The organism is Sinorhizobium terangae (genome assembly GCF_029714365.1).
GTDB classification, from domain to species: Bacteria; Pseudomonadota; Alphaproteobacteria; order Rhizobiales; family Rhizobiaceae; genus Sinorhizobium; species Sinorhizobium terangae.
In genome coordinates this window covers 2,127,731-2,149,250 of sequence record NZ_CP121659.1, presented here as the reverse complement: position 1 = coordinate 2,149,250, position 21,520 = coordinate 2,127,731, and the positions used below count along the sequence as shown (strand labels likewise).

Here is a 21,520-nt window from a genome sequence, read left to right as displayed (position 1 = left end):
TACATGTACCGCTGACGCTCAGGTTGTACGCCGAATGAAACGATTTACAATACGAAAAAATCGATTTATCGCTTGTTGTGCGACACTCGGCAGACTGCTTGCTCTCGGGAGGAGAGGATGGTTCATCGGGAAGCGCATGCGCGGCGGCCGTCGATCCATGACGTGGCGAACAGCGCCGGCGTCTCTGCCGCGACGGTGTCGAAAGTCCTGCAAGGTGTCGCGACGGTGAAGCCCGAGAACGTCCAGCGCGTGTTCGACGCGGTGGAACTGCTCGGCTATCGCGTCGATCCGCTCGCCTCGGACCTGAGGCGGGCCAAACGCCGGATCATCGGCGCGATCGTTCCGGAATTCGAAAGCGAATTCTTCGGCTCCATGATCACACAGCTCGAACGGCTGGCCGAGCAGCGCGGCTATGCGCTGGTCGCCGCGTCGAGTCGGGAGTCGGAGGCGCGCGAAAAGGAAATCCTCGCCCGCATGCATGATTGGCGCGTCTCCGGCGTGGTGCTGGCGCCGGTGCGCAACGAGCACGGACCGGCGGCGGGCTTCATGAAGAAGAACGGCATGACCGGTGTGCTGATCGACCGGGTGCTTGCGGACGATGCCTTCGATACCGTTTCGGCCGACAGTGTTTCGGCGAGCGCCGCGGTGGCGCGCGAGCTGGTCGAGAGAGGCCATCGCCATATTCTCGTGCTCGGTCTCGGCGAACAGGCGGCGACGGTGCGCGCCCGGCTGGAGAGTTTTCGCGAGCGCGCGCTGCAGCTCGCCCCGGACACACGCGTCGACGTGATCCTTTCGGAAAGCGATGTCGAGCCGCTGCGGTCTTCGCTCCGAGACTATTTCGCCAAGGGCGAGCGGCCGACCGCCGTCTATTCGCTGTTCCTGAGGGGCACGCTGGTGGCGCTCAGCGAATTCCGACGGCGGGGATGGCACTGCCCGAACGACATTTCGCTTGTCGGCTTCGACGATGCCGAGTGGATGCAGGTAACATGGCCGGCGATCGCCGCGGTCGTTCAGCCCGTCAGGCAGATCGCCATCGAGGCCATGGACGTGCTGTTTCGCCGGATCGGCGGGGAAGGGGGGCCGCCCATGGCGCGGCTCGAACCATGCAAGGTCTTGATGCGGGAATCCGTTGGGTCGCCAGGTAGCGGACCGCATTCCGGGGGAGGAAAACGACAATGACCCCGATTGTCGAAGACGGAAGGCAAGCGCCGGATCTGGCTGAAACTCACGGTGCGTGACATCAACTGGAGGAAACGATGCAACCATTTGTCGCAAAGATAAATCGATTTACTTTGGCGTTGGGCGTTGCAATGGCCTTCGCCGCGCCCGCTATCGCCGAAGATGGCGAATATGGCGTCCTGATGAAAACGCTCGCCAATCCGTTCTGGGGCGCCATGAGCCAGGGGGTCGAAGACGGCGCCAAGGAAGCCGGCGTGAAGTATTTCCTGCAGGCCGCCGAGAGCGACCAGGCGGCCGAACCGCAGCTCAACCTCTGCAACACGATGCTGGAGCGCAAGCCGGTGGCGATGATCACTGCGGCCATCAACTCGACAAACCTCTTGCCGTGCCTCAAGGCGGCGCAGGACGCCGGAATCAAGGTCGTCGATCTCGACGGCAATCTCGACCAGGCCGTGCTCGACAAGGAGGGCATAAAGATCACCTTCCGCATCGGCTCGGACAATGTCGCGGCGGGCGCGCAGGGCGCCGAATATTTGGTTGAGAAGCTCGGCAAGGACGCCAAGGGTCCGGTGCTGGTGATCGAGGGCCTGTCGGGCAACGTTACCGGGCAGAGGCGCGCGCAAGGATTTGCGGCACGGCTGAAGGAATTGGCGCCCGGCCTCGAGGTCGTCGCCTCGCTGCCCGGCGACTGGGACCGCGGCAAGGCGGCCTCGATCACCAACGACATCCTGACCCGCAACCCGGACCTCGTCGGCATCTTCGCCGCCAATGACGGCATGGCGCTTGGTGCGGTCGAGGCTGTCTATGCCGCCGGCAAGGGCGACCAGGTGACGATCATCGGCGTCGACGGCAATTCCGACGCGGTGAAGTCGATCAAGGACGGCAGGCTCAACGCCTCGGTCGCCCAGCTTCCCTATCTCGTCGGAAAACAGGCGGTCGAAAACGTCAAGAAGGCGATCGCCGGCGAAAGCGTCACGGCGGACATCGCGGTGCCGACGCTGGTGCTGACCAAGGACGTGCTCGACGCCGGCAAGGAGCCGATGCTTCAATACGTCAAGTGATCTTTGCCGAACCCGGCTGGCGCGCCATCCCGCGCCAGCCGGACTTTCAACGTGTTACATGGACCATTGTGCGTCTGGAAAGACGCACGGCGCTGTAGAGGTGGAAATCATGGCACATGAAACGTCGCAGCCCGGCCTCTGGGCGCGGGCGCAACGAACATCGGTCGAGCAACTGCACATACGGCTGGAATCCTTCATCGTCCTGATCGTGCTCAGCGCCGTCATGGCCATCCTGTCACCGTTCTTCCTGTCGCTCAGCAATTTCTTGAACATTCTGCTTGCCACCTCGACGATCGGCGTGCTGGCGATCGCTGCGACCTATGTCATCGGGTCCGGCGGACTGGACCTGTCACTCGGCTCGGTGATGGGACTTTCCGGCGTGGCGGGCGCCTATGTCGCCGTCAATCTCGGCGCGCCGTCGCCCGTGGGGCTTGCCGCCTGTATCCTGGCCGGGGCGGCCGCGGGCTGCGTCAACGGCCAATTGATCACACGCGCCTTTGTCCCGGCCTTCATCGTGACGCTCGGCATGCTGGGGCTTGCGCGCGGGCTTGCGCTGGTCATTTCCGACGGCCGGGTGATCTATGGCCTGCCAGCGGTGATGGTCTATGTCGGGCAGGGGCGGCCGCTTGGCATTCCGATGCCGGTGATCATCTTCGTCATCACCGCGATCGTCGCCCATTGTGTGCTCGCCTATTCGAAGTTCGGCTGCCACACCATGGCGCTCGGGGACTCCGAAAGTGCCGCGCGCGCCGCCGGCATCCGCGTCGAGCGCCACAGGCGCATCCTCTACACGCTCTCCGGCGCGCTCGCGGGGCTCGCAGGCATGCTGTTCATGGCGCGCATCAACTCCGGCGATCCGACGGCGGGCCTCAATTACGAACTGACGGCGATCACCGCGGCTATCATTGGCGGCACCAATCTCTTCGGCGGCCGCGGTTCCATTCTCGGCACCATGATCGGCGCGCTGATCATGGGCGTGCTGCAGAACGGGCTCAACCTGCTCGCGGTGCAATCCTACTATCAGCAGATGGCGATCGGCGCGGTGCTGATCCTCGCGGTCTTCATCGATCAATATCAGGTGCGCAAGGAGAGCCGCGTATGACCCTTCTCACCCTCTCCGGCATCCGCAAGAGCTTTGGCGCGGTCGACGTGCTGCATGGCGTCGATCTTTCCGTCGACAAGGGCGAGGTCGTCGGCCTCGTTGGCGACAACGGCGCCGGCAAGTCGACGCTGATGAAGACGATCACCGGCATCTACCGGGCCGACGCCGGCTCGATCGAGTTCGACGGCAAGGACGTGCTGCCGCTCGACCCCGGCGCGCGGCGCGAACTCGGCATCGAGATGATCTATCAGGACCTGTCGCTGGCAAAACAGCAGGACGTGGCGAGCAACATTTTCCTCGGCCGCGAGCCGACACGAAAGCTGTTGGGGCTGTTTCCCGGCTTCATCGACAAGGCCCGGATGGACCGCGAGGCGGCAAGCATGATCGCGCGGCTCGGCGCCCACCTGCCGTCTATAAACCGTTCCGTCGGCTCCTTTTCTGGCGGCCAGCAGCAGACCGTGGCGATTGCCCGGGCGCTCACCTTCAATCCGAAGCTCGTCATCATGGACGAGCCGACGGCAGCTTTGGCCGTGCGGGAGGTGCAAAGCGTGCTCGATCTTATCCGCCGGCTGAAATCGGAAGGCATTGCCGTGATCCTGATCTCCCACCGCCTGAACGACGTGCTTGCGGTCACCGACCGAATCGTCGTCCTGCGTCACGGGCGGGCCGACGCAAATCTCGCCACCGCCAGAACCAACATGAGCGAGGTCGTCAGCCGCATCGTCGGTGGCGGCGACCTTTCGGCTGCGGCCATGCACGAACAACGGGGCTGACTTCATGAACATCTTCGGATTGCACACTTTCGCGATCGCGCCGGTCTGGGATCTCGCACGTATCGAGCCGCAAATGGACCGGCTCAAGGAGCTCGGCATCGGGCTTCTCGAAATTCCGCTGCTGAGGCCGCGGGAAATCGACACCCGGCGGACGCGTGCCTTTGCCGGCCATTATGGCGTCGAACTCATACCGTCGCTCGGGCTGCCCCGGGCGCTCGATATCGTCGCACACCCGCAGGACGGGCTCGACTTCCTGGAGCCCGCCTTCCGGGTCTGCGAGGAAGTGGGCAGCTTTGGCCTTGCCGGCGTCACCTATGGCTCGATCGGCAAGACCACGGGCCGTGCGGCGACGACCAGGGAGATCGATGGCATGTGCCGGTTTCTCGAACGGGCGGCGAAGGCGGCGAGGTCGCACGGCCTGAAACTCGGCATCGAGCCCTGCAACCGTTACGAGACTCACCTCATCAACCGCGGCATTGACGCCGCGCGGATCATCGAGCGGATCGGTGCCGACAATATCTTCATTCATCTCGACACCTATCACATGCATATCGAGGAGGAGAGTTTTGCCGCCGGCTTCGAGGCGGCGGCGCCCCATCTCGGCTATGTGCATGTCTCCGAAGCCAATCGCGGCGTGCCGGGACGCGGCATGCTGAACTGGCAGGCCTGCATGAAGGCGATCGCCGACATCGGCTACGAAGGCCCGATAACGCTCGAGAGCATGAACCATGTCGACCAGGACATCGCGGGAGGGCTGGCAACATGGCGACCGGTTGCCGAAGACCCGCGCGACGTCATCGAGGTCGGCTTGCCGTTCCTGCGCGAGGCGGCCCGGGCGGCCGGCCTGCAACTGGGCTGAAGGCACAAATAGGCCGACGCTCGGCGGCGCTATGCCGCCGCTTGCGTCTGTGCGCTGCCCGCCGCATCCTCGAACGATGAACGGCCGACGGTCCTGAGAATCGTCGGGTTTCAAAGATTTTTCAGCACTGCCGCTCCCGGGCACGACTTCAAAAAGACGATTGCTACGTTACCTACTATAGCGTCCAGTAGCGTTGCCCGACGGGAAGACGAACTATGAGTGCCGGTCCTTGGAGCGAGTGTGTTGTTGTGAGGTCTGGCGACGGCACGTTGGTGTTTGTGTCCACCACAAGCGAGGCTCTCGCAATGCTGCAGGAGGCTTGGCCGCGACGGAAAGGACCCGCCTATCACGCTGCTGTTAGCGCATGCGAGGAGGTGCTGAGCGGCCATCTGGCGCCTTATGTCGCCCGGATCGCATTTCTGGATGCCTCCAGGGAGGCGGGCATCGCCGTTGCACCGTAGCCGCCGGATCAGCGAAGCCGATTTTCGCGCTTCGGTGTATCGGAAAAATTTGAAAATGTTCGGCATTTCCTGCATCTTTCCTCCTCTCAGACCAAATCCGTCAGGCAGAATGGATGAGTCCGGGGCATAGACTCAGCTGCGACGGCTCGAATGGTTTCGTTTCTCCCGCAACAGGTGGAGGCCCACATGCGCGCCGATGAAATCATGACGATAAACGTGGCCACGATCAGTACGGGAAGCAGCGTGCGTCACGCGATCGAAACCATGGTAGCGAAGGGGCTGAGTGGTCTGCCTGTCATTGATGACGATGGCGCGGTGGCGGGCATGCTGACGGAAGGCGATCTCTTGCGAAGGATCGAGCTCGGAACCGGGCGAGGTAGCGCGACGGCCGAGAGCGCCCTGGTCGATCTCGACCGCTACATCCGAAGCAACAGTTGGCGCATCAGCGATCTGATGTCGACCGAGGTCTTCACGGTTGGCCGCGACGCGCCGATCGGCGCCGTTGCCGAACTGATGTTCAAGAACAAAATAAAGCGCGTGCCGGTCGTGGAAAATGGTGCGCTGGTCGGCATCATCAGCCGCGTCGACCTGTTGCGCGCGATCGTCGACGTTCGGGGTGAGGGCACGGTCAGGGGAGACGAGGCGCTCGCCGTAGCGATCCGCGCGCGCCTACGCTCCGAACTCGGCCTCGACCCGGAAAAAATCAAGGTCTCCGTGGAAGCCTGCCAAGCCGTGCTTGAAGGCAAGGTGAAGAGCGAGCTGGAGCGTCGTGCCATCAAGGTGCTGATGGAGAATATCAACGGCGTCGAGAGCTATGTCGACAGGCTGGTCGTGGAACAGGAGATTTAGCCGCCCACGTTCTTGATCTTGGAGACTGGCGCCGTGCGCGGTTGGGGCGCCCGCCGCGAAAGCAAGATTCTTGTCGTGATGCAACTGAAGGCCAACCCCGAGGCGGCGTTCCAATGTGCTCTCAGCACGGGCACGACAGTCGCGCGATGGCGCAGAGGGTGCATCCGCGGAATTGACAAAAGCGGTTGCAGCTGGCAATTCCCGCTTACCACCTATGGTTCTCGTTGCGAGGACCGATTATCAAGGACGCCGCCCCTTGTTTATCGCACATTTGCCCGCCGGATATCTGCTGACGCGCCAGATGGCGAGGAAGCGCGAAACGGCTTGGCGCGGACTGCTCGCGGTCGGTCTGCTTTGCTCCGTCCTGCCGGACTTCGATCTCATCTATTTTTATGTAGTCGATCATCGGCGAACACTGCACCACGACTACTGGACCCACACCCCGCTATTCTGGATTGCGGCCGCGGCGGTCATCGGTCTGGTACTTCTGGTTTCCGGCAAGCGCGAACGGCTGATATTCGTATGGGCCGGCCTCCTCAACATCCTGCTGCATCTCGCAATGGATTCTGTGGCCGCGGATATCAGATGGTTTTATCCGCTGTCGGAGGCGCGGCTGAACCTCGTCCACATCCCCGCCCGCTATAGCCCCTGGTTTCTAAATTTCCTTCTGCATTGGACATTTGCCGTCGAGCTCATGATCCTCATTGCCGCGGTGGTCGTGCTCCTCAAGAGCCGCAGGAAGCGAGGTTTTGCGACGGGCCCGACAACGACAAGTTGACGGACGGGAATAAGCTGGTGCATCCTGCCGGCCATCAAGACATGCCTGTATAGCATTCCGGGTCGCGTGGACCCCGCAAACAGATCAACTGCATGCGCATTGCGTACGTAGCGTCCGACATGGCGCGACGCTGCAGACTTCGACTCATAGCGTTCATTCACAATCAGCCGCTGTATTCGGGGAATCTGTTCGGAGGGCACTGTGAAGAGAAGCACGAAATTTCGCGTGGCCGCCTTCGCAGCCATGCTCGCCACAACTGTTGCCCTTGCGGCCGAGGCAGCCGATCTGGTGATCGCCATGCCCAACTGGCCGTCTGGACAGGCAACGGCCAACATCCTCAAATTGAGCATCGCCAAGAAGTTCGGTCTCGATGCGGAAGTGCGCGAACTCGGAACGATCAACGCCTTCGTCGGGCTCGACAAAGGCGAGGTCGACATCCAGCCAGAAGTCTGGCGGCCGAATTTCGAGGATCTCATCAAGAAATACGTGACCGACAAGGGTGCCGTCGTCTTGAGCGGGCGCGCCGTGCCGGCCTGGCAGGGTCTTTGCGCGACGCCTGAAGCCGTCGCTGCCGGCCTCAAGACGATCGCCGATCTCAGCGACCCGGCGAAGACCGCCGTGCTAGACACCGACGGAGATGGGCGCGGCGAAGTTTGGATCGGCGCGCCGACGTGGCTTTCGACGGGGATCGAGCGGGTGAGGGCGAACAGCTACGGCTATGCCGCGAACGTGACGCTCGTCGAGACGGAGGAGGAGGTGGCGATGGCGGCGGTCGATGCGGCGGTCGCGACCGCGCGGCCGATGGTTTTCTATTGTTACGCGCCGCACCACGTCTTCGAGCTGCACAAGCTCACGCGCATCGAGGAGCCGGTGCATGACCCGGCGAAATGGAAGATCGTACCGGCGGACGATCCGCTGTGGATCACAAAGTCGAGCGCGGCCACCGCTTGGGGCACCGCGCATTTCCACATCGCCTATGCCGCCGCCTTCGGCAAAAAGCACCCCGATATCGCGAAGTTCCTGGAACAGGTGGACTTCTCTCCGGAAGAAGTGACGGCGATGAGCTACGCGGTGGAGGTGGAGCGTCAGACGCCTCCGGACTACGCGAAGGAATGGGTCGACGGCAACGCGGCGCGCATAGACGGGTGGGCAAAGCCATGACGACGATCCGGGACGGCCTTGGGACCCAGGTAAAAGGTGGCCGAAGGATGCGGAAAATCGGCTTGATCGCGCTTGCCGCGGGCCTCTGCCTCGGGCCGCTGGCGGCGCTCGCCGCGACGCAGATCTACGATGCCCGCACGAAGAAATGGGTCGACTACGACAAGCGCAAGGCACGGCAGTATTTTGCGCGCAACAAACAGGTGCCGGAGGCCTTCCGCCGCCAGGTCGTACCGTTTCGCACGGCCGAGCCGCCGGGCACGATCATCATCGACGGCAACCAGCATTTTCTCTATTTGGTCCAGCCCGGCGGCCAGGCGATCCGCTATGGCATCGGCGTCGGGCGCGAGGGCTTCGGCTGGGCCGGCATCGTTCGCATCGGCCGCACGGCCGAGTGGCCAACCTGGACGCCGCCGCCCGAGATGGTGGCGCGCGACCCGAATGCGGCGAAGTGGGCAGCCGGCATGCCGGGTGGGCCGGACAATCCGCTCGGCGCGAGGGCGCTCTATCTCTACGAGGGAGAGAACGACACGATCTATCGCATCCACGGCACGGTGGAACCCTGGACGATCGGTCTCGACGTTTCCTCCGGCTGCATCCGGATGAACAATGACGACATCATCGATCTGCATTCTCGCGTGAAAATCGGCGCGAAGGTCATCGTGCTGATGCAGGGGGCGGCGCTCTACAAGGGTGTGTGAATGGGGGCGTTTGAAAATCGCCAGCGAAAGCGACATTCGGAGGTGAGGCTTTGTCGACGACCAGGTTGAACGCATATTCGATCGCGCGCGGCGCATTTGTTGCCGCCGGCGTCTCGCTTCTTGGCGGATGCCAGTCATCGGCGCCTGAGCCGCAGAACATGGCCCGCACAAGCCTGCAAACTGCGCCCGCCGATCTGCAGCTTATCTGCGCCAATGCGGTTGTCGCCCAAGCCAGCGGCGCCAGGGTTCTCCCAACGAGTTCGCGCCAGCTCGATGCGACGACCTACGCCGTCGATGTCGATGCCGGCGGGCGCAAGTTCAACTGCGTCGTCGACAGCAGCGGCAGCGTCAAATCGGTGCAGCCCGCCTAAGACCTATCCCGGGAAATCCGGTAGCGGTTTTCATCCGCCATTCCGTCGCGTCAAAATCAGTGCGTTCGGCTGTTTCAACGAATCTGCCGAACAACTTGCGGCGCGACCGCGCCATCACGTTCCGCTTTTCATCTCCGCCATAGAGTGGCGCATCGGAAATCTGAATGGCTCTGCTGAAGAGGCGACCAGATTAAAGCGGTCCGATCTTGTTTGAGTTTCCGTGAATATATCATTGTGCACCGCAGAATACTATTGTGCGACGCAAATCTTACCTTCCTAAACCAAGGTATTCCGAAATATTATTCTGCATTTCTCTTCCTCTGGAGACCAATTCGTGTTCTGATGTGTTGGTTGGCGGGAGGAAGCGTAATGACGACGATTCTGCAGCACTTCGCGCTCTTCGATTTCTTCATTCTGGCTGGAATCTGCTTCCTGCTGATCTGCAGCTACTGGGACGAAGGGGAGGTCTGAGCGGCACAGTCGAACTAAAAGGCCTTGCAGACCGGGTGCGTCCGGCCTTCTTTACTATTGTTCTGCTGAAATCGGTTTTGCAGCCGACACATGCAACCAGCGGGTCGGCTCTCCGTCGTAGCCGCCGCCGTCAGCTTCGCCAATCTCGATATTCGCCCAACCGTTTGTGAACTGTCGCATCAACCAGTCCCGCGAGGGATAGTTGTAATAGCGCCCGAAGCGATCGTGGCCTTCGGCGTTTCCTGCCTTGAAGCTGGCATGGAGTATTCCGCCGCCTCTCAGCGCGCGCAGGATGCGCGTGAGGACGCCGGATAGATCGGATCGCGGCACATGCAGGAGGCAGGCTTCCGCCCAGACCGCGTCGAAGACGTCGTGCCATCCGATCTGGTCAAACCGGACGACCTCGACCGGCCGCCCGAGTAGCCGCTCCGCCTCCGCCGCAAGTTCCGGCGAGCCGTCGGTTGGCGTCACATCGAAACCCCTGGCAAGCATATAGGCGCTGTCCTGTCCGCCGCCGCAGCCGAGTTCGAGAATCCTGGCGCCGGGTTCAAGTCTGGCGAGGAACCGGTCGAGGCGTGCCGCCGGCGCCTTGCGCTGCCGATTTGCATAGGTTGCTGCGTTGTCGCGGTAGAAGGCATTCGTCTCGTCGCTGAGCGGCGGCATCTCATTTCCTTCATCGAACGTCATGGTGCCTATAAGGCGCGCCGTCAGTTCGGACAAGCGCCGAGGGGAGACGCGCGGGTGACGGAATCTAGCGCGTGCCTAGCAGCGTATTGAACGCTTTCAGATCGACGTTTCCGCCGCTCAAGAGAATGCCTGCTCTTGCGCCCGGGCAGGGCAGCACACCGTGCATTATGGCTGCAGCGGCCAGGCAGCCGGTCGGCTCCACGATGATCTTCATGCGTTCGGCGAAGAATCGCATGGTTTCGACCAGTTGGGCGTCGGTAACGGTTATGATCTCGTCGACCGTGCGTTTCAGGATGGCGAAGTTGCGCTCGCCGATATGGGTGACGATCGCGCCGTCGGCGATGGATTTCGGCGGCGGGATATGCACGACCTCGCCCTTCCTTAGCGATTGCTGGCCGTCATTGCCCGCCTCCGGCTCGACGCCGACGATCCTGCAGACGGGTGAGAGCGCGCGGGCGCTGAGCGCGCTGCCAGCGAGCAGACCGCCTCCGCCGAGCGGCACGACGAGCAGATCAAGTTCTCCGACGTCCTCGATCAGTTCCAGCGCGGCCGTGCCCTGTCCCGCAATCACGTCCGGATGATCAAAGGGCGGGATCAGCGTTGCGCCTCGCTCGGCGGCGAGACGTTGGCTGATTTCCTCGCGATCCTCGGTGTACCGGTCATAGAAATGGATCTCCGCGCCATAGGCCTTCGTCGCCGCGATCTTTATCTCCGGCGCGTCCGTCGGCATGACGATCGTTGCCGGAACGCCTTGAAGTCTTGCCGCATAGGCCAGCGCTTGGGCGTGGTTGCCGGAGGAGAAGGCAACAACACCGTTTCTCCGGGACGATTGGTCGAGTGCCGCGACCGCATTGTAGGCACCGCGAAACTTGAACGCACCGGCGCGCTGCAAATTCTCCGCCTTGAAGAACAGAGACGCCGCAGCGATTCCGTCAGCCGTCCGCGATGTCAAAACGGGGGTGCGATGCGCGGCACCGGAAATGCGCTGCCGCGCCGCTTGAACGTCCTCGAATGATGGAATCTTAAGTGAAGTGGACGCTGATGACATGCCGTTCACGCAACCTCCCGACGCGGTTCCCACGGATAGAGGGAGCATAGCGCGCGACATCCGCGCGCGCTACACAGCGCGCCTATATCTCACGTTACGTCATGCAAGTAACCATGCGGCAGAAACTGGTTTCGTAAGTCGGGAACCACGAAAAAAGAACTGATTTAGGTCAATAACGTTGACATAAATTAGCGGACGTGATCCTGTCGCTGGACAATCGACAAAGAAACGCGGGACATCGGAAAGCCGCTTCATCTTCCGCGGTCCCGTTCCCACGACCTCGAGGAAACCGCCCATGCTGCATTGGGACCATATCTTTGCGACGCGTTCGAGCCGGATGCGCGCCTCCGAAATCCGTGAGCTTCTGAAACTGCTCGATCGTCCCGATATCATCTCCTTCGCCGGCGGCATTCCCGATCCCGAACTCTTCCCCGACGCGGAATTCAAGGCGGCCTATGCCGAGATCTTCGGCGGCCCGGCCGTCAGCGCGGCGCTGCAATACTCGGTAAGCGAAGGTTACCGGCCGCTGCGCGAGTGGCTGGCCAAGCAGATGGCGGCCCTCGGCATTCCGGCAACTGTCGACAACATCTTCATCACCTCCGGCTCGCAGCAGGCGCTCGATTATCTCGGCAAGCTGTTCCTGTCGCCGAAGGATACCGCGCTCGTCACCTGGCCGACCTATCTCGGTGCTCTGCAGGCCTTCAATGCCTATGAGCCGAACTACGACCAGCTGAACCCCGGCGGCAATCGCACGCCGGAGGCCTACCGCCAGCAGGCGGCTGAGGCCGGTGGCCGGGTGAAGTTCGCCTATCTCTCCGCCGATTTCGCCAACCCGACCGGCGAGACGGTGGACCGCGCCGGCCGCGAGCGCGTGCTCGACCTCGCGGAGGAACTCGACGTTGCCGTGATCGAAGACGCGGCCTATCAGTCGCTGCGCTATGACGGCGAGGCGATCCCGCCGATCCTGGCGCTGGAAATCGCACGCAAGGGCGACATCAACAGCGCCCGGACGATTTATTGCGGCAGCTTCTCGAAGACGCTGGCGCCCGGGCTTCGCGTCGGCTGGGTCTGCGCCTCCGAAGCGGTGATCCGCAAGCTGGTGCTGATGAAGCAGGCAGCGGACCTGCATTCCTCGACCATCAACCAGATGGCAATCTGCACTGTCGCCGTACGCGGCTTCGACGAGCAGGTGGCGAAGATCCATAGGGTCTACAAGCATCGCCGCAGCGCCATGCTGGCCGCACTCGGAAAATACATGCCGGCAGGGGTGACCTGGACCAAGCCGGAAGGTGGCATGTTCGTCTGGGTGACGCTGCCGAAGGGCACGGACGGTGCCGAGCTGCTGGCGAAGTCGATCCAGACGGCGAAGGTCGCCTTCGTCCCCGGCCGTGCCTTCTTCGCCGATGGTTCCGGCGAGAACACGCTGCGCCTGAGCTTCTCCTGCGCCAACGACAAGATGATCGAAGAGGGCATCCGCCGGCTCGGCGACCTGATCCGCGGCGAGGTGGCCGAGGCTGCCTGAGTCGCAAGGAACGACCTGAGCATTTTTCGAGAGGGCCTGGCGGAAACGTCGGGCCTTTCTGCTTATCGGCCTGCTTATCGGCGGAACTGTCCAGCGCTCGGTCGTGACAGGGCCCGTGGCCTCATTCTCAGTTGCGAGCAATGGTGATTGGCGGCAAACTTATGGGCAGCCCACGCTTCTCGCCTGACGAGAGAGTGGGCTGTCATCGTTTCCGATTCATGCGCGTTGTGCAGTAACCGAAAGGGGAGGACTGCCATGACCGATCGAAGCGAACTTGAAAGCATCGTGCAGGCGATCTACCAGGCGCGGGCCGACAACGACCTCGACGCGTTGATGGCCTATGTACATCCCGACTGCAGCTTCCGTATCGCCGGAAGCGCTGGGCTCGGCCCGATGTGCCGGAAGATCGAAGGCGGCGACGCCGTGCGCCTCAATTTCAAGGAATTGATAGACGTCTGGGATCTCTCTAGGGTGGAAACGCTCGCCCTTCATATCGATGGCGAGACGGTTATCGCTCATCGCGCCGGCGAGATCCGTTTCGTTCCGGGCGATGCCCGCTTCGAAACCGAGTTCATCGACAAAATCACCTTCAGGGACGGGCTGATGGTCGAGATCACGGAGTTCGTCGATACGCTGCAACTGTTGGAGGTGACCAAGCCTCTGGACACCACCCTGCGGCCTGAGGGCATCGCGGTGTCAGGACAAGCGGGCGCGTAGCACGGCTACGGCGGTTTCAATCCGCGCCGAATCGGCGAACCTGGTCCGTGCGGCGGCCCGCTCTCGAAAACAAATGTTCTTGACGCCTGGAATGACGCCCGCGATCCGCGGGCGTCCCCACAGGTAACGGTGGCTCTCCATTTTCCCTTCCTTGACGGCATAAACCTGAGCGCCGCTGACAGAGAATTGCGCTTCCACGCCGGGCCGGACAGGTCATCTCGGACCGCTGAGTTTCTTGCGTTTTCGGCGCGCCGACCCTTCGTTTTTGAGGGGGCGTGTTTGTCGGTTCCATCAATCCGTGGTTGCGACGCGGAGGTGTGCCACGGAGGGGCGTCTGCACGGCAATGGTCCGGTTCCTCTGAGTCGCCTCAGAGCCGCAAACGTGCGGGCAAGCGCGCAAACTTCAGAAAGAATTGAAGAAAGCCCCATATTGCCGCCTCATTTTCGGTCAGGATCACCTCCGCGACGACGTGCTGCATTGCGGCGCAAGATGCTGCGTCGCATCAAAATCACCGTTTGCCTCCAGATCTGTTCGTGCCATGAATGACTGGGGCGCCTGAGAGAAATGCAACCAGTGGTATGAGTATGCAAGCGGCCCCAGGAACCTTTCGCCCGGACATCGAAGGACTGCGCGCCTTGGCGGTCTCCGGCGTCGTCGCCTTTCACTTCGGCATGACCGGCCTGCCCGGCGGCTTCGTAGGCGTCGATATCTTCTTCGTCATATCCGGATACCTTATCACCCGGCATCTGCAGCAGGAGATTGCCAGGAGCGGCACGGTCAATCTCTGGCGCTTTTACGGTCGGCGCGCCCGCCGCCTGCTGCCGGCCTCATTGTTCGTCATCCTGTTGACGCTGCTTTTCGGCTACTTCATTCTCTCGCCGTCCGAGCAGCAGTTCTATTCGAAAGGATCGCTGTTTGCTTCGTCCTATATGATCAATCTGTGGCTCATCCGCTGGACGGTTGATTATTTTGCGTCGGACGCGTCGAATAACCCCTTCATCCATTACTGGTCTCTGTCGGTCGAGGAGCAGTTCTATCTCGTCTGGCCCGCGCTCCTCCTGGTCCTTGCGCGGCTTCGTCCCGGCAAGCGCGGTCTGTTCCTGCTGCTCGCCGGCGTGGCCGCGGTTTCCTTTGCTGTTAGCTGGCGGGTAACTGCAATTGCTCAGCCCTGGGCTTTCTATTTCTCGCCGCTGAGAGCCTGGGAATTCGCCGCCGGTGGCCTGGCTTCGATGGCGGTCCCGCAGGAGTGGGCAAGGCGGTTCCGCTTTTCGCCAGCGCTCGGCTGGTTGGGGCTCGCCTTGATCGCGGCGGCCTATCTGACCGTCACGGAAGAGATTCCTTTTCCGGGCTCGATTGCCCTCGCGCCGGTGCTGGGCACGGTGATGGTGCTTCTCAGCGGCGCGCATGAAAGCCGCATCGGACCGAGGTCCGTTCTCGCCCTTCAGCCGTTCCAGGAGATCGGAAAGCTCTCCTATTCCCTCTATCTCTGGCACTGGCCGGTCATCGTCTATGCGGGAATCCTTGAGCCGGACCTGACCATCGCCCAGCGGCTCCTGTGCCTGGCGCTCACGCTCGTCCTCTCGCTTTTGAGCTACCATTTCATCGAAAATCCGGTGCGCCACAGCGGCTGGCTGGCGGCCAAGACGAGCCGGTCGCTGGGACTCGCTGCGCTGCTCACGGCGACGGGAGCGACGGTTGCCTACGGAAGCGCAGCTTTGGCGAGCTTCAACCTCGACTCCGAGCAACAACAGGTCCTCAAAAGCGCCGAGCGGAAATCGGCTGCGCGGGAATTCGATTCGGCCTGCGTGCTCGAAAGGGACGAGATTGCGCCAAAGGCCTGTGAATTCGGCGCCAAGAATCCGAAGAAGACCATCGTTCTCTTCGGCGATTCCCATGCCGACCACTGGTCGACGCCGCTCAAGCGAATTGCCGAAAACAACGGCTGGCGGCTCGTCACCTATCTGAAGTCGTCATGCCCAGCGGCAAGTGTCACGACCTGGAACTCGGTGTTGGCACGGAACTACAGCGAGTGCGACCAGTGGAGGAAGCTGGTGTTCGGCGAGATCGCCTCGCTGAAGCCGGATGTCGTGATCCTTTCGCAATATTCCTCCAGCTACGTCAAAAACGACATCAATTACATATCGAGCTACCAAATCGACGTCGGCGAATGGGCGAAGGGCATCAAGCGCACGGTCCAGACATTGAAAGACACCGGCAGCGATGTCGTCGTGCTTCGGGACGGGCCGTTGCACAAGTCCTATCTGGACAAATGCGTTGCGCGCGCCCTGTGGCAGGACGAGAGCCCCAGCGTTTGCGACACACCGCGCAGCGAGGCCGTGGAGGAGATGATTCCGGCGGCGGAACGAAAGGTCGTTTCGGAAGCGGGGCATGCGTCCTATGTCGACGTCATCGATCTCTTCTGCAACAAAACCACTTGCCCCGCCGTGATCGACGGGAAATTGACGTTCCGCGATCGTCATCACATCGCCGCGCCCTATGCGGAATCTCTTGCGGCTCGCCTTCAACGCGCGATCTTCGGCGAAACTGTCGACGGCGGGGTCAGGACGGAGTAGGGCTACGGCCGCTCTATTGAGGAGGGTACCGAGCGGGACCGGACCGCATTGTCGGCTGCACGCTGGTATCGTGCGCGTTGTTTAAAGTCCCGGCTTGGCGCCTTCTTCCTCGCTGATCCGGCCATCGACGAGATGGATGCGCCGATGCATGCGGGCGGCCATGTCGAGGTCGTGCGTGACGGCGACGACCGTCTTGCCGCGCTCGTTGACGAGCGCTTCCAAGATTGTAAACACCTGTTCCGAACTCTTGCTGTCGAGGCTGCCGGTCGGCTCGTCGGCGAGGATGAGCGGCGGATCGTTGGCGAGCGCTCTGGCGACCGCGACCCGCTGGCGCTGGCCGCCGGAAAGCTGGTCGGGTCGCTTGTGGAGGTGATCCTCCAACCCGAGCGAGGAGAGCAGTGCTGTCGCCCGCTCGCGCATCTCGGCGCGGGTGAGGTGGGCGAGCTTGCGCATCGGAATCTCGACATTTTCGCGCGCAGTGAACTCGGGCAGCAGGAAGTGGAACTGGAACACGAAGCCGATATTGCTAAGGCGCGTCACGGCGCGCTCCTTCTCGCTCAGCGGTTCAGCATCACGGCCGCGAATTTTGATCGTTCCCGCGGTTGGCCGGTCGAGCAGACCCAGGAGATAGAGGAGCGACGACTTTCCCGATCCGGAGGGGCCGGTCACGGCGACGAACTCTCGCTCGCCGATACTAAGCGTGACATCCCTCACCAGCGTGACTGGCACGGCCTCGTGGAGAATACGCGTGAGGTCCGTCGCCTCGATCAGGCTCGTCATGTCGCGCCCCGTATGATGTCGACCGGATTGAGATGGGCCGCGCGCCGGGCCGGCAGGTAGCCGGCGACCGCCGCAGAGCCTAGCGCGGAGGCTGTCGCGATCAGGTAGTGGAGCATGCTCCAGGCGATCGGCAGCCGCGTCATTTCCTGGCCGGTTGCGGCAATTTCGAAGTGCACGAGGGAAAGCGCATAGGTGATGGAAAATCCGAGCGCCCAGCCGAAGAGCGAACCCGCGCCGCCGATTGCGAGCCCTTCGAGAACGAAGAGGCGCTGCATGTCGGCCTCCGAGAAGCCGAGCGATTTCATGATCGCGATGTCGCGCGCCTTCTCGTGGGTGATGGTCGAGATGATGTTGAAGATGCCGAAGCCGGCGACCAGCATGATGGCCGCCACGACCGTATACATGATGATGTTGCGCACCACGAGCGCCTCCAGGATGGATTCGTTCGCTTCCTGCCAGGCAACCGCCTTGTAGCCGAGTTCCGCCTCGACGCGCCGTGCAATCGCGGGCGCGGCATTCGGATCGTCGAGCTTGACGCTGATCCGGTTGATCGCGTTCGGCCGGTTAGAAAGGATCTGCGCATTCTTCTGCAACACATAGGCCTCGCCTTCGTCGCGCGCGGTGGTCCCGGTGTGAAACAGCCCGACGATCTTGAAGTTGCGGGTAAGACCCTCGGACGATACCGCGGTGATGGTATCGCCAAGCCCGGCGCCAAGTCTCGAAGCCATGGTATCGCCGATCACGACATTGTTGCCGCCGGCGGTGAGCGCGGCGAAGCTCCCTTCGCGGAAATCCTCGACGATTGGCGAGACGCTTGCTTCCCGTTCCGGATCGATGCCGATCACCACGGCGCCCACCTCGCGGCCGGAATAGCGGATGACGCCCTCGGCGTGGAGCGTTGCGGCGAACCGTCCCGGTATCCATTCCTCGAGCCACGCTTGCGCCGCCGTCGGGTTGATGATGCCGCGGCGGTCGTCGCGCGGCCGCAAGCCCGATATGGCGGCGACCTCGAAGACGTCTTCCGCCGGCTGCCGGCGCGCCGAGCGCTGTTCGTCGCTGACCTCGACATGCGGCATGGTGTCGACGAGCTGGCGGACGAAATCGTCCTGGCCGCCCTGCATCAGCGCCGCCATCGCGATGGAGAAGCCGACGCCGACCGCCACGCCGACTATCGCGACGGCGGTCTGGCGTCCGCGACCGGCGATGTGCGTCCATGCGATATCGAGGATAAGATGCATGATGGCCTCAGTTCCCGCTGCCTCCCGCAATGGTCACGCGCGTGCCCTCGGCAAGCTCGGCGGGGAAGGGGGAGATGACCTGTGCCGTTTCCTCAAGTCCCGAAAGTACCTCGACGCCGCCCGTGCCGCGTATGCCGGTTTCGATCTCGCGCAAGCGCACGTCACCTCCCTCGACCACGGCGACACGCTTGCCGCTGATGGCGCCCGAGGGAAGGATCAACGTGTCCGGCGACTGGCGCACGATCACGTTGACATCGGTGGACATGCCGATCCTGAGCGGCGTGTCGTCGGGCAGGCGGAAGCGGACGCGGTAGGTCTTCGTCACCGGATCGCCCTTCGGCGTGATGATGTCGACGACCGCCTCCAACTCACGCCCGGGAAACGCGTCGGACCGCAGCAGCGCCCGCTGGCCCACCTCGACGCGCGGGATGTCCTCCTCGTTCACTTCGGCCGTGACGATCAGGGGCTTCGGTTCGCCGACCCAGAAGAGCACGGTCCCGAGCTCCGCGACCTCGCCGATCTCACCATCCTGGCGCAGCACCTGGCCGGCGCTCGGCGCGCGCAGCACGTAATTCGCGAGCCGCGCCTGCTGGGCGGCCACCAGCGCTTCCAATTGCGCCACTTCGGTACGGGCCCTGTCGACCTCCTGGACGCTGGCCGTGTTGCGTGCCGAAAGCGCGAGCTTGCGGCGATACTCCTCCTGCGCCAGCGACAGCCGCGCCTGGAGTTCACCGCGCGTGGCGCGCGCCTCAGTGTCGTCGAGGCGTGCGAGCACATGGTCCTTTTCCACGCGCTCCCCCTCGCAATTGCACTGTTCGACGATCCGCTCGCGCACGGTAGGGGTAACCTTGGCCCAGATGCGAGGTTCCACGACGCCGCTCGCATAGACGATTTCGGCCGCATCGCCACGCTTGGGCTTGACCACGGTCACGGGTGCCGGACGGGAGATGTACCAATAAGCCGCCGCACCCACCGCCGCGGCCATTGCAATACCGATTGCGTAACGCTTCAACCGCACGAATCTCTCCACGAACCCGAATGCCTTGCGCCTTGCCGATCTAAACGCGCAAACGGCGCAGAAGACTTTGATCTGGAGCATTCCACTTTAACGCAGACGCACTCTAGTAATAGACCGACCGTCGGTCTATTATCAAGTCATACTTCCACTGCGGGTTTCGCGCGGCCCGATATCGCTAACGCTCCCATTCCAGGACGACCGATGGCTCGAATTAAAAAATCGCCGGATGTTCGAACGAATGAGCTGATCGATTGCGCGCAGCGTCTCTTTTTCGAACACGGATACGAGAATACGACTGTCAATGACGTCATCCGGGAGGTGGGCCTGTCCAAGGGTGCCTTCTACCACTACTTCGCGTCGAAAGAGGCGCTGCTGGAGGCGGTGGCGGCGCGAATGGCCCGCCAGAGCCTGGACGAAATGCGGCCGCTTCTCGAAGATCCATCGCTCGACGCCGTTGGCCGCCTGAACGCGCTTTTTGCCAGCTCCCGGCGCATGAAGGTGGACATGGCCCCGCAATTGAAGAACACCTTCAATGCGCTGTTCAAGCCGGAAAACATCGTGCTTTACCACCGCATCGACGAGGCGTTGACCGCCGTCACCCTGCCGTTCATGACCGAAATCCTGCGGCGTGGCCAAGAGGAGGGAAGCCTCGATGCGCCCGATCCCGAAGCGATGGCGCTGATGCTGCTTAACCTACGACTGGGTGTCGCCAAGGTCATGCACCGCGCCCTGCAGCAGGCGGAAGCCGGCGACGTCGAGAGCGCGGCGGCCATGCTCGATAGCTGGATGCAAAGCTATGGTCTGGCCGTAGAGCGGACCTTGAAGCTCCCCGAAGGATCGATCCAGGTCACGGAACCGGGCTTTGCCCGTGCGTTTCTCGCCGCCTAGGCCTTACATCTGGGACAAGATGCGGGGCGCCGGCGAGCCTGTCCATTCGAAGGTTATCGTGCGGCCCTGGCGGATGTTCTGGATGACGGAGGGGCGGAACACGGCGAGGCATTCGCCCTCGGGGTGGCGGGCCGAGGGATAGATCACGCCGTTGCCTCCCTTGGCGAGGATGGTGCCGGCGAGCGCCTGGCCGGCCGGATAGGCGATCGCCGGATCGGGATCGAGATAGGCCGCACCCCTTTCGCCACGCACGTCATGGAAGCGGCAGAGGAAACCGGCGATCAGTTCCCGATAATGGCCGAGGTCGTTGAAATTTCCGGCGTCGCGGAGCGCCCGCGTACGGTGGAAGATGATTTCCGCCTGGCAGGTCTCGCTTGCGAGCGCCCCGAAGGCGCAATACCAGGCGCCGCGCTCCTCGCCATTGAAGCGGTTGCCCGGCGGGCGGGCATGGCAGAACGCGGCGTTGATGAGCGACCAGCCATAGCCGAAGGATTCGTTGAGCAGTTCGGCGGGGCTGACGCCCGACGGCAGCGCGACGGGACTCAGCCGTGCCGAGGTCTGCGCCTCCAGCCGGTTGAGGATTTCAATCTCATCCTCGTTGTCGCAAAGCGGAGTGACCGCCGGTTCGTCGATATAGGCGGTGGATATCAGCCGGACGGTGGCGGGATCGGTGAAGTCGATTTCGGGGATCATAGCCCACCGCGCAGGCCGTCGACATAGCGGCGGACGCGGAGCATCTGAGGGATGCCGCCCTCGATCATCGTGGCGACCGGCGTCTTGCCGTTGAAAACCGGGCCGGTATTGGCCGATTTCGGCCAATCATAGGTGAGGGGGCCGTTGAAGAAGAGGCGCAGTCCCTTGAAGATGCCGACGATCAGGCTCGCGCGCGTGCGCTTGTCCTGGTCGAGCTTGCCCCGGAAGTCGCCGGCCTTCATGCGGTTCCAGGTGGCGATCGGCACGTCGAAGAGCTCGGCCGACTCCTTGTTGGTCAGCTTCCAGAACTCGCAGGCGCGCACCACCGCCTTGACGATGACGGCTTCTTCCTGTTTCGCCGCGCCCCGATCCGGGACTATTGCGGGCTGCGGGCTGGACATGATCGTCTCCTCTGATTTGCTCATCTATATCATATGATATCAACAGAGCATTTCAAGGGGCGGCGAGTTCATCGCCAAGTCGGTTGTGGCGCCCCAACTGACTTGACGGGTGGTGTACGTTGTCGGTCGCCATCGTCACCCGGACTGACCGCATCCCGGTCGGCCGTGCTTGGCAGCCGCACATGCATCGC

At 62.7% G+C, this 21,520-nt stretch carries 22 protein-coding genes; 15 read left to right on the top strand and 7 right to left on the bottom strand.

From position 1 onward, the window contains the following. Positions 1-117 precede the first annotated feature (117 nt). From QA637_RS10295 to QA637_RS10245, 11 genes are all read left to right on the top strand, one after another. Positions 118-1,179, top strand: coding sequence for a LacI family DNA-binding transcriptional regulator (locus QA637_RS10295; RefSeq protein ID WP_153441373.1), 1,062 nt, complete (start codon positions 118-120; stop codon positions 1,177-1,179). Between the two features lie 77 nt (positions 1,180-1,256). Then, positions 1,257-2,240 (top strand): sugar ABC transporter substrate-binding protein, encoded by a 984-nt coding sequence (locus QA637_RS10290; protein ID WP_153441374.1) that lies wholly within the window; start codon positions 1,257-1,259, stop codon positions 2,238-2,240. Positions 2,241-2,349: 109 nt separating this feature from the next. Beyond that, positions 2,350-3,342: an ABC transporter permease gene (locus QA637_RS10285; RefSeq protein ID WP_153441375.1), complete on the top strand. Its 993-nt coding sequence runs from the start codon at positions 2,350-2,352 to the stop codon at positions 3,340-3,342. Further along, the gene (locus tag QA637_RS10280; RefSeq protein WP_153441376.1) at positions 3,339-4,115 is read left to right on the top strand and encodes an ATP-binding cassette domain-containing protein; all 777 of its coding nucleotides are present in this window, start codon (positions 3,339-3,341) and stop codon (positions 4,113-4,115) included. Before QA637_RS10285 ends, QA637_RS10280 begins: the two co-directional genes overlap by 4 nt. 4 nt (positions 4,116-4,119) lie before the next feature. Continuing rightward, positions 4,120-4,974 (top strand): sugar phosphate isomerase/epimerase family protein, encoded by an 855-nt coding sequence (locus QA637_RS10275; RefSeq protein WP_153441377.1) that lies wholly within the window; start codon positions 4,120-4,122, stop codon positions 4,972-4,974. 215 nt (positions 4,975-5,189) lie between these two features. After that, complete coding sequence (locus tag QA637_RS10270; RefSeq protein WP_153441378.1) at positions 5,190-5,435, top strand: DUF982 domain-containing protein; 246 nt, start codon at positions 5,190-5,192, stop codon at positions 5,433-5,435. Positions 5,436-5,621: 186 nt separating this feature from the next. Continuing rightward, a complete protein-coding gene (locus QA637_RS10265; protein ID WP_153441379.1) occupies positions 5,622-6,284 on the top strand; it encodes a CBS domain-containing protein in 663 nt (220 codons plus the stop codon). Positions 6,285-6,540: 256 nt separating this feature from the next. Then, complete coding sequence (locus QA637_RS10260) at positions 6,541-7,062, top strand: metal-dependent hydrolase (RefSeq protein ID WP_153441380.1); 522 nt, start codon at positions 6,541-6,543, stop codon at positions 7,060-7,062. A 243-nt stretch (positions 7,063-7,305) separates the two neighbouring features. After that, entirely contained in the window at positions 7,306-8,223 is a 918-nt protein-coding gene (locus QA637_RS10255; RefSeq protein ID WP_153441447.1) for an ABC transporter substrate-binding protein, read from the top strand. Between the two features lie 47 nt (positions 8,224-8,270). Beyond that, positions 8,271-8,921, top strand: a complete 651-nt coding sequence (locus QA637_RS10250; RefSeq protein WP_153441381.1) for a L,D-transpeptidase — start codon at positions 8,271-8,273, stop codon at positions 8,919-8,921. A 50-nt stretch (positions 8,922-8,971) separates the two neighbouring features. Next, a complete protein-coding gene (locus QA637_RS10245) occupies positions 8,972-9,292 on the top strand; it encodes a hypothetical protein (RefSeq protein ID WP_380784560.1) in 321 nt (106 codons plus the stop codon). Positions 9,293-9,817: 525 nt separating this feature from the next. On the opposite strand, the gene QA637_RS10240 is transcribed toward QA637_RS10245, so the two are convergent. After that, complete coding sequence (locus QA637_RS10240; protein WP_153441382.1) at positions 9,818-10,426, bottom strand: class I SAM-dependent methyltransferase; 609 nt, start codon at positions 10,424-10,426, stop codon at positions 9,818-9,820. Positions 10,427-10,514: 88 nt separating this feature from the next. After that, a complete protein-coding gene (locus QA637_RS10235; RefSeq protein WP_153441383.1) occupies positions 10,515-11,498 on the bottom strand; it encodes a threo-3-hydroxy-L-aspartate ammonia-lyase in 984 nt (327 codons plus the stop codon). Positions 11,499-11,793: 295 nt separating this feature from the next. Between QA637_RS10235 and QA637_RS10230 the strand changes: the two genes are divergently transcribed. The 3 genes from QA637_RS10230 to QA637_RS10220 all read left to right on the top strand — a co-directional run bounded on the left by QA637_RS10230 (position 11,794) and on the right by QA637_RS10220 (position 16,311). Beyond that, positions 11,794-13,020, top strand: a complete 1,227-nt coding sequence (locus QA637_RS10230) for an aminotransferase-like domain-containing protein (protein WP_283061331.1) — start codon at positions 11,794-11,796, stop codon at positions 13,018-13,020. Positions 13,021-13,275: 255 nt separating this feature from the next. Further along, positions 13,276-13,737, top strand: a complete 462-nt coding sequence (locus tag QA637_RS10225; protein ID WP_153441385.1) for a nuclear transport factor 2 family protein — start codon at positions 13,276-13,278, stop codon at positions 13,735-13,737. 579 nt (positions 13,738-14,316) lie between these two features. Next, complete coding sequence (locus tag QA637_RS10220; RefSeq protein ID WP_283061328.1) at positions 14,317-16,311, top strand: acyltransferase family protein; 1,995 nt, start codon at positions 14,317-14,319, stop codon at positions 16,309-16,311. An 81-nt stretch (positions 16,312-16,392) separates the two neighbouring features. Here the strand turns inward: QA637_RS10220 and QA637_RS10215 are convergent, their stop codons facing one another. The 3 genes from QA637_RS10215 to QA637_RS10205 are packed head-to-tail and all read right to left on the bottom strand — an operon-like array spanning position 16,393 to position 19,314. Further along, complete coding sequence (locus QA637_RS10215; protein ID WP_153441387.1) at positions 16,393-17,091, bottom strand: ABC transporter ATP-binding protein; 699 nt, start codon at positions 17,089-17,091, stop codon at positions 16,393-16,395. Next, the gene (locus QA637_RS10210) at positions 17,088-18,329 is read right to left on the bottom strand and encodes an ABC transporter permease (RefSeq protein ID WP_153441388.1); all 1,242 of its coding nucleotides are present in this window, start codon (positions 18,327-18,329) and stop codon (positions 17,088-17,090) included. Before QA637_RS10210 ends, QA637_RS10215 begins: the two co-directional genes overlap by 4 nt. Positions 18,330-18,336: 7 nt before the next feature. Next, positions 18,337-19,314, bottom strand: coding sequence for an efflux RND transporter periplasmic adaptor subunit (locus QA637_RS10205; protein ID WP_234887021.1), 978 nt, complete (start codon positions 19,312-19,314; stop codon positions 18,337-18,339). 234 nt (positions 19,315-19,548) lie between these two features. Between QA637_RS10205 and QA637_RS10200 the strand changes: the two genes are divergently transcribed. Next, positions 19,549-20,235: a TetR/AcrR family transcriptional regulator gene (locus QA637_RS10200; protein WP_283061327.1), complete on the top strand. Its 687-nt coding sequence runs from the start codon at positions 19,549-19,551 to the stop codon at positions 20,233-20,235. A gap of 3 nt (positions 20,236-20,238) precedes the next feature. Here QA637_RS10200 and QA637_RS10195 read toward each other — a convergent pair whose 3' ends face one another. Both QA637_RS10195 and QA637_RS10190 read right to left on the bottom strand, forming a co-directional pair. Beyond that, the gene (locus tag QA637_RS10195) at positions 20,239-20,928 is read right to left on the bottom strand and encodes an RES family NAD+ phosphorylase (protein WP_153441391.1); all 690 of its coding nucleotides are present in this window, start codon (positions 20,926-20,928) and stop codon (positions 20,239-20,241) included. Next, a complete protein-coding gene (locus QA637_RS10190) occupies positions 20,925-21,329 on the bottom strand; it encodes an antitoxin Xre-like helix-turn-helix domain-containing protein (protein ID WP_153441392.1) in 405 nt (134 codons plus the stop codon). The genes QA637_RS10195 and QA637_RS10190 overlap by 4 nt, the downstream gene beginning before the upstream one ends. Between the last annotated feature and the right edge of the window lie 191 nt (positions 21,330-21,520).